Genomic DNA, 2,955 nt, shown 5'->3' on the forward strand with positions numbered 1-2,955 from the left:
CGTGGACACGATCGAGTTCGACGACGCCGCCCGCCGCTTCATCAGCGACACCCTGGACTTCGACGGCCGGATCAACCTGATCGCCAACCGGCCCCACGACCGGGACGCCGCAGAATGCGGGGACGCCACAGAGTACGCCACCAAGGAAGCCACCCAGCGGGAGAACAACCCCGTGCCCGGCACCGCCGACGTCATCTTCCTCGAAATCGACATCACCGATCCCTCGGGGTTCAGCGAAGTCCTGGAGGTGCGGGGGATCGAGGTGGACGGCCACCGGGTCCTGCGCGCCGAAAGCCCCGCCGCCCCCAACGCGATCGCCGCCATCCTGCTGGCACTCCGGGACGCCACCGGGGTCCGGCCGCACGCCTACTTCGAGTGGGCCGAAGGAAACCCGCTGGCCCACCTGATGCGCTACCTGCTGCTGGGCCGCGGCGATACCGCGCCGGTGGTCCGCGAGATCATCCGCGAGAACGAGCCGGACCCCGACCTCAGGCCGGGGATCCACGTCGGATGAGCACCATGAGGGACAGATCCTTGGGGGAGAAGGGTTCCCTGCCTGGCCAGCGCAATTTCATCAACGGCAGGCCGGTGAACGGCAAGCCGGCCAACGGCAAGGGCGGAGACGGAAGGGCCGGCAAGGAGGAGAACTTCGTCCGGCGGGCCCTGTCCCATCCCGTCCGGTCCCTGCCCCTGGCATTCCTGGCGGTGATCCTGGTGGGGGCCGGACTGCTCATGCTTCCCTTTGCGCGGACCGATCCCGGTTCCGAGCTCCTGATGCCGGCGCTGTTCACATCCGTCTCAGCCGTCTGTGTCACCGGGCTGATCACCGTGGACACCGCCACGTTCTGGACCCCGTTCGGCCAGGCCGTCATCCTCGGGCTGATCCAGGCCGGCGGGTTCGGCATCATGACCCTGGCCACGCTGATGGCGCTGCTGGTCCGCAAGAGCATCGGGCTGCGCGGCCAGCTGGTGGCCCAGTCCGAGACGCACACCCTGAACCTCGGGGACGTTCGGGCCGTGCTGGTCCGGGTTGCCAAGATCATGCTCGGCTTCGAGGCCGTCACCGCAGTCCTCCTGACCGGCCGGTTCCTGCTGGCCTACGATGCAAACCCGGCCACCGCACTGTGGCACGGGACCTTCCACGCCATCTCCGCCTTCAACAACGCAGGGTTCTCGCTCTTCAGCGACAACCTGATCGGGTTGGCGTCGGACCCGTGGATCATCACCCCCATCTGCCTGGCCGTCATCGCCGGCGGGCTGGGCTTCCCGGTGATCATCCAGCTGCTTCGCGGGGAGAAGCCCAAGAACTGGACCATCCACCTGCGCCTGACCATCTACGGCACCCTGCTGCTGCTGGCGGTGGGGATCGCGCTGTTCGCCGCTTTTGAATGGAACAGGGCCGAGACGCTGGGTAACCTGTCCCTCACCGGCAAGATCATGGGCTCGGTGGCGGGCGGCGTTTTCCCGCGCACGGCGGGATTCAACAGCATCGATTACGGCGTGGCCGCTCCCGAGACGCTGATGGTCACGAACATCCTGATGTTCATCGGCGGCGGCAGCGCCGGCACAGCCGGCGGCATCAAAATCACCACGTTCCTGGTGCTGGGCTTCGCCATCTGGAACGAGGTGCGCGGGCGCGATGAGGTGACCATCGCACACCGCTCAGTCAGTGCTTCGTCCCAACGGCAGGCACTGTCAGTGGCGCTCCTGGGGGTGGCCGCCGTCGTCGTCGGGACCATGCTGTTGCTGATCCTGACCGACTACAGCCTCGAGAAAGTCCTGTTCGAATCGATCTCCGCCTTCGCCACGGTGGGCGTGAGCACAGGGATCACCTACCACTTGCCTGCATCGGCAGAGTGGGTGCTCATGGTCCTGATGTTCACTGGCCGCATCGGGACGGTGACGGTGGCGTCCGCGCTTGCGCTGTCCGCCCACCCCCGCCTGTACCGGCTGCCCGAGGAACGGCCGATTATCGGCTGAGTCCGCCGGTCAGTTCGGCCGCCGCGGCGAAAGCCCAGCGATCGGTTTCCGGTTCAAAAGCGACCACCATTGATGCTTCGGCCATCTTCGCCTCGTCGAGAGCGAGCAGCAGGGCATCCTCAAGATGCCGCGCAAACTCCAGCCGTTCGGCGAGCGAGCCCGGCAGGCCGGCGTCGTCAATCACCACGTGGGCTTTGCCGTCCACAATGACTTTCAGCGCATAACCCTGGTCCTCATGAAGGGACCCGCGGGTGGAAGCGATTTCCGTGACTTTGTCCGCCCGGACCAGACTGTTGTGGATGGTACGAATCCACACCTCACCCATGGAACCTCCCTCAGGTTTGAAGAGGGCGCAGCTACAGTGCCCCTCAAGGCAAACGGTAGTCCTCCTGAGGCGTCTTGTGACCCCCTGAATCCTGCGAATTTTTACCGGGCCATAAGATAAATCTGATGACTTCGCCAGGATCCCCGCAGCCTTTCAACTTCCGGAGCATCGCCATACCTGCATTCGGCCCCGCGCTGTTGTTCTGCATCGGCGAAGGGGCAGTGCTTCCCGTGGTGGTTCTGTCCGCGCGGGACCTCGGCGCCTCGGTGGCCGTCTCCGCGCTGATCGTCACCCTGATCGGTCTCGGCTCCTGGTTCTTCAACCTGCCCGCATCCCTCATCACGCTGAAGTTCGGCGAACGCTGGTCCATCGTCGGCGCCGCCGCGACAGGTGCCCTGGCGCTTGCAGCCGCCGCGATGTCCTCCCTGATCCCCAACGGACTGTGGCTGCTCGCGGTGGCCATGATCGTCGTCGGGATGGCCGCGAGCGTCTTCAGCCTGGCCCGGCAGAAGTACCTCACCGAGGCCGTGCCCCTCCAGTTCCGGGCGCGGGCGCTCTCCACCCTGGGCGGGGTGAGCAGGATCGGCGTCTTTGTGGGGCCGTTCATCGGCGCCGGCGTCATGCAGTTCGCGGGGATCGCCGGGGCGTAC

At 66.2% G+C, this 2,955-nt stretch carries 3 protein-coding genes and 1 pseudogene; 3 read left to right on the forward strand and 1 reads right to left on the reverse strand.

Annotation, left to right across the window (positions count from 1 at the left end):
* Positions 1 to 514: pseudogene (locus tag DBR22_RS15790) on the forward strand (amino acid transporter); the annotation flags it as partial.
* A gap of 5 nt (positions 515 to 519) precedes the next feature.
* Positions 520 to 1,980, forward strand: a complete 1,461-nt coding sequence (locus DBR22_RS15795) for a TrkH family potassium uptake protein (RefSeq protein WP_108599804.1) — start codon at positions 520 to 522, stop codon at positions 1,978 to 1,980.
* Here DBR22_RS15795 and DBR22_RS15800 read toward each other — a convergent pair.
* Positions 1,970 to 2,305: a hypothetical protein gene (locus DBR22_RS15800; protein ID WP_108599805.1), complete on the reverse strand. Its 336-nt coding sequence runs from the start codon at positions 2,303 to 2,305 to the stop codon at positions 1,970 to 1,972. The genes DBR22_RS15795 and DBR22_RS15800 overlap by 11 nt on opposite strands.
* A gap of 125 nt (positions 2,306 to 2,430) precedes the next feature.
* Here DBR22_RS15800 and DBR22_RS15805 point away from each other — a divergent pair.
* A partial coding sequence (locus DBR22_RS15805; protein ID WP_146187527.1) for an MFS transporter occupies positions 2,431 to 2,955 on the forward strand: 525 nt, incomplete at its 3' end.

This window comes from Arthrobacter sp. HMWF013 (assembly GCF_003061105.1).
Taxonomy (GTDB): Bacteria; Actinomycetota; Actinomycetes; order Actinomycetales; family Micrococcaceae; genus Arthrobacter.

Excerpts from the sequence above, each read along its gene's own strand:
- DBR22_RS15795 (WP_108599804.1), top strand. The coding sequence starts at position 520 with ATGAGGGACAGATCCTTGGGGGAGAAGGGTTCCCTGCCTGGCCAGCGC.
- DBR22_RS15800 (WP_108599805.1), bottom strand. The coding sequence starts at position 2,305 with ATGGGTGAGGTGTGGATTCGTACCATCCACAACAGTCTGGTCCGGGCG.